Here is a 5,064-nt window from a genome sequence, read left to right as displayed (position 1 = left end):
GCGATCGGTGTGGAGAAGGAGAAGGAGAGCTACAACCTCACGCTGAAGGCGATCGGCCCGGACGGCAAGCCGGCTGAGTTCGTGGGCGCGCTGGCGGCGGTGAACGGCAATTCCTTCCAGTTCCTCGGCGACGGGAGCACGACGCTCACCCTGCGGTTGCCGAGGGGCGAGTACCTGGCGCAGAACAGCCAGTACGTCGAGAAGCCGAACGGCGACGGCGCCGAGTACGACCTGGTGCAGCCGTCGGTCGAGCTCACCAAGGACACCACCGTGGTGTTCGACGCCCGGACGGCGAAGCTGGTGAAGGTGACCGTGCCGCAGGCCGGCGCGCAGCCCGCGCTCGCCGACATCGGGTACGACCGGACCTCGGCAGACGGCCGGTACAGCTCCGGCTACTCGGGACTGCAGTTCGGATTCGGGGAGACCTACACCGCACAGGTAGGGTCCGCCGTACTGCCCGCGACGCAGCTGACGAGTCATGTGGCATCGCAGTGGGCGAAGCCGAACGCGGACGGGAGCTTCAGCAACTCGCCGTACCTCGTCGGGCAGCTGAACACCTTCCCGGGTGTGTACCCGACCGGGTTCGTCCGGGCGGTCAAGCCGAGCGAACAGGCCACGCTGGTACAGACGATCAACGCCACCGGCGATCGCGGCCACGAGCGGGTCGTGCTGGGCCGCGGGGCGGGTACGAGCGGCGGCTGGGCGATTTCGCTGGAGTACGGCAAGGCGCCGCTGACCACGACGGTGTACGCCGACGGCGGTCCGGTGACCTGGTCGACCGAGGTCAGCGAGGTCGTGCCGAGTACCGATCCGAACGACCCGTTCCCGCAGCCGGTCAGCCAGCTGAGCTCCCAGGCGAAGCCGTACCGGGCTGGCCGGACGTACCGCGAGCGGTTCAACGCGGCGGCGTTCTCGACCGGGCCGGACCAGGCGACGCGGACCGGGAGCAACCTGTACGTGTCCATGTACGGCCTCGTCGACGCGGACGGGAACGGCGGCGGCGTCCTGTCCGACACGGGATCCACCAAGCTGCTCCGGAACGGGAAGGTCGTCGCGGAGTCGCCGTACTTCGGGTATCTCGAAGCGGCCGACCTGCCGGCGGGCAAGTCGACGTACACGCTGGAGTCGTCGCAGACCCAGTCGATCATGCCGTTCGCGACCCGGACCGAGCTGAAGTGGACGTTCGGCTCGGCGGCGACCGCGGCGGAGACCCCGCTGCCGTTGCTGGGGATCCGGTACCAGCCGAAGGTCGACGACCACAACGTCACCGACCGCAAGCCGGTCACGGTGCTGCCGGTCGTCGTGGATCCACAACTGGGCATGGCACTGCCGGCGATCCGGAAGGTCACCATCCAGGTGTCCGGTGACGACGGCAAGACCTGGCACGCCGCCGCGATCCTGCCGATCGGGCACGGCCGCTACAAGGCGATCTTCCCGACCCCAGCCGGGCAGTCGGTCTCGTTGCGGTCGCACGTGGTGGACGGATCCGGGAACGCAACGGACGTCACCGTACACAAGGCCTACGTACTGCGTTGAGGACGCAACCTCGGACACCGGTTTGCACGTTTAGGGGGTGCGCCGACAACCGCCTTCTGGGGAGGCCCCTGTGAGTCCGAGATCCATGCGTAGACCAATGCCCGCGATCGCCGTCCTGGCGGTCGCGGGCCTGGTGGCCGGTGTGCTGACACCCGCGGCCGCATCATCCGCCCAACCACCTGTTCGAGTGCCAGGTGTCACTAAGGCAGGTAAGAACGTCAGCGTCACGCTGATCACCGGCGACCGGGTGCTGCTGGCCGGTGGCGATATCACCAAGCTGACCGTCGAGCCGGCCGCCGGCCGACAGAACGTCGGCTTCGTCAAGCAGCAGGTCCGGGGACACGCGTACGTGATCCCGGCCGACGTCAGCAGGGACATCGCCGGCGGCCGGATCGACAGCCGGCTGTTCGACGTCGCCGAGTTGGTGAAGGACGGGTACGACGACACGTCGACCAGCACGATCCCGGTGCTCACGACGTACGGCGGAAGCTCGGTGGCGAAGCATTCCGTGCCGATCGGTGCGAAGGTGATGCGCCGACTGCCGTCGGTCAACGGCGTCGCGATGAAGGTCAGTAAGAGCAGCGCGAAGAACTTCCTCGGATCCGCCGGCTTCAGCAAGTTGTGGCTGGACGGCAAGCGGAAGGTTCTGCTGGACCAGTCGGTGCCGCAGATCGGCGGACCCGACGCCTGGCAGGCCGGGTACACCGGCAAGGATGTGCCGGTCGCGGTCCTCGACACCGGCGTGGACGCAACGCATCCCGATCTCGCGACTCGCATCGCGGGCGAGAAGAACTTCACCACCGAGTCCGCCGACGACCTGGTCGGGCACGGTACGCACGTCGCGTCGACGATCGCCGGCACCGGTGTGGCCTCCGGTGGCCGGTACAAGGGTGTCGCGCCGGACGCGCGGATCTACGACGGCAAGATCTGTGAGGTCTACGGCTGTCAGGAGTCGGCGATGCTGGCCGGCATGGAGTGGGCCGCGACCGACGTCAAGGCGAAGATCGTCAACCTGAGCATCGGTGGTACGGACACTCCGGAGCTCGACCCGATCGAGGAAGCCGTGAACCGGCTGACCGCGCAGACCGGGACCCTGTTTGTGGTTGCTGCCGGCAACAGCGGTCCGGGCGACGGGACCATCGAGTCACCGGGCAGTGCCGACGCCGCGCTCACCGTCGGCGCGGTCGACAAGCAGGACCAGCTCGCCGGCTTCTCGAGTCGCGGCCCGCGGACCGGTGACAGCGCCCTGAAGCCGGACGTGACCGCGCCCGGCGTCGACATCGTGGCAGCGAAGTCCAAGGACTCGTCCATCGGCGAGCCGGTCGGCGACAAGTACCTGCGCCTGTCCGGTACGTCGATGGCGACTCCGCACACTGCCGGCGCCGCCGCGATTCTGCTGCAGGAGCACCCGTCCTGGACGCCGGCCGAGCTGAAGGGCGCGCTGATGGGGTCCGCGAAGGTCGCGGGCAACCAGACGTCGTTCCAGCAGGGCGCCGGGCGGATCAACCTGACCACGGCGATCAAGCAGAGTGTGGTCTCCGAGCCGGGCAGCGTGTCGTTCGGCAAGGCGGCGTACCCGCACACCGACGACCAGCCGGTCACTCGCGACGTCTCGTTCCGGAACCTCGGCGACACGGCGGTCACGCTCTCGCTGTCCTCGGTCCTGAACGGGCCGGGCGGCGCGGCGGCTCCGGCCGGTGCGCTGAGGCTGAGCGCCGACTCGGTGACTGTTCCGGCCGGTGGTACGGCGTCGGTGCAGGCCACGTCGGACACCACGCTCGGTGGGCCGGACGGGCTGTACAGCGGGCGGATCACGGCGACCGGTGGCGGGCAGACCGTCGTCGTACCGGTCGGGGTCGACAAGGAGGTCCCGTCGTACAACCTGACCGTCAAGCCGATCATGCGCGATGGTTCGCCGGCCGTCGTCTTCCCGGTGAGCGTGGTCGGCGTCGACAACGACCTGTTCCAGTTCGTGACGCCGGACGCGAACGGTACCGTGACGCTCCGGGTGCCGCAGGGCGAGTACCTGGTCGGGAACTTCCAGGAGTTCGAGCGCAGTCCCAACGACTACCTGTTCTTCTCGTTGGTCGCGCCGAGCGTCCAGCTCACCGCGGATCGGACCGTCGTCCTGGACGCCCGGTTGGCGCAGGCGGTCACGACCTCGGTGCCGAACGTCGCGGCGAAGCAGGCGAACTCGAGCATCGGGTACCTTCGGACGATCAGGAACGGCACCTACATCTACGATTCGCTCAACTTCAACTCCGGCGAGCTGTACACCTACAGCGCCGGGCCGAAGTTGACGGCGGACGCGATGGTCGGCCATGTCACGTCGCAATGGGGCGTGCCCGGCGGGGACGGGCTGTTCACGAACACGCCGTACCTGTACGGGATCGCGAACTACATCCCCGGCGAGTTCCCCACCGGGTTCGACCGGACGGTGAAGCAGTCCGACCTGGCGACCGTGGACGCGGCGGTCAACTCCACCGACGGCAAGCGGCTGGACAAGATGCTGTACCCGGTCGAGCCGAACGGCGACTTCGGCTGGGCACGGGTTATTCGCCTCGACCCCCCGCGGACGATCCGGTACTACGTCGACCAGACGCCGTACGGCTTCGGTGGCTCGACCGAGGAGGATATCGACGGCAGTCACGCCCCGTTCGGGAAGTGGCTGCTGGAGGGTAGAGCGATGCCGTACCAGGCCGGCCGGTACTACCAGGAGCGGTGGAACGCGGCCGTGTTCGTGCCGTCGGTGAACGCCGCGACGCGATCGGCCGACAAGCTGAGTGTCTGGATCGGCAGCCTCAGCGACGCGGACGGGCACGTCGGATCCATCGAGATGACGCCGACGAGTACGAAGCTCTACCGGGACGGGACCGAGATCGGATCCACCGACCGGTTCGGCTACGTCGAGGTGACGGGCCAGCCGGCCGGTAAGGCGTCGTACAAGCTGGTGACGACCGGCTCGCAGCAGTTGTGGCCGTTCTCGACGAAGGTAGAGCTGGAGGCGACCTTCACGTCGTCCGCGGACCAGCAGGGCGTCCCGATCCACATCGTCGGCTTCCGGCCGCAGGCGGACGGGACCAACGCGATGACACGCAAGCCAGTCACGGTGCTGCCGTTCCAGGTCAAGGGCGGTCCGGTGGCCACGGTGAAGATCGAGTACTCCGACGACGCCGGAACCACCTGGCGCCAGGCGCCGGTCGCGGGTGGGAACGCGATCTTCCCGACGCCCGCCGGCGCGACCATTTCGTTGCGGTCCACCGCGACGGACGCCGCCGGGAACAGCACCACGCAAACCGTGATCGCCGCGTACACCGTGCGGTGAGAACAGCAGCAGGCCCCCGGTTATCCGGGGGCCTGCGGGGCTGTACTGCGGGTTCGGCGGCGGTCAGCCGATCAGGCCGAGGTCCTTGACGGCGGCGCGCTCGTCGGCGAGTTCGGCGGTGGAGGCGTCGATCTTGCCGCGGGAGAACTCGTTGATCTCCAGGCCCTGGACGATCTCCCAGTTGCCGTCCTTCGTGGTCACCG

Annotated in this window: 1 protein-coding gene and 2 pseudogenes; 2 read left to right on the top strand and 1 reads right to left on the bottom strand. The window is 68.4% G+C overall.

Annotation, left to right across the window (positions count from 1 at the left end; translation table 11 throughout):
* A pseudogene (locus tag VFF46_RS25050) lies at positions 1-1,536 on the top strand (hypothetical protein); the annotation flags it as partial.
* An 85-nt stretch (positions 1,537-1,621) separates the two neighbouring features.
* A complete protein-coding gene (locus tag VFF46_RS25045) occupies positions 1,622-4,861 on the top strand; it encodes a S8 family serine peptidase (protein ID WP_325039652.1) in 3,240 nt (1,079 codons plus the stop codon).
* Positions 4,862-4,924: 63 nt separating this feature from the next.
* Here VFF46_RS25045 and VFF46_RS25040 read toward each other — a convergent pair.
* Positions 4,925-5,064: pseudogene (locus tag VFF46_RS25040) on the bottom strand (malate dehydrogenase); the annotation flags it as partial.

Origin of the sequence: Kribbella sp. (genome assembly GCF_035655035.1) — a bacterium.
In the GTDB taxonomy this organism is placed as follows: Bacteria; Actinomycetota; Actinomycetes; order Propionibacteriales; family Kribbellaceae; genus Kribbella.
This window is presented reverse-complemented; position numbering and strand designations above follow the sequence as displayed.

What these genes read in the sequence shown, in the direction of transcription:
- VFF46_RS25045 (WP_325039652.1), top strand. Translation starts at nt 1,622, where the DNA reads ATGCGTAGACCAATGCCCGCGATCGCCGTCCTGGCGGTCGCGGGCCTG.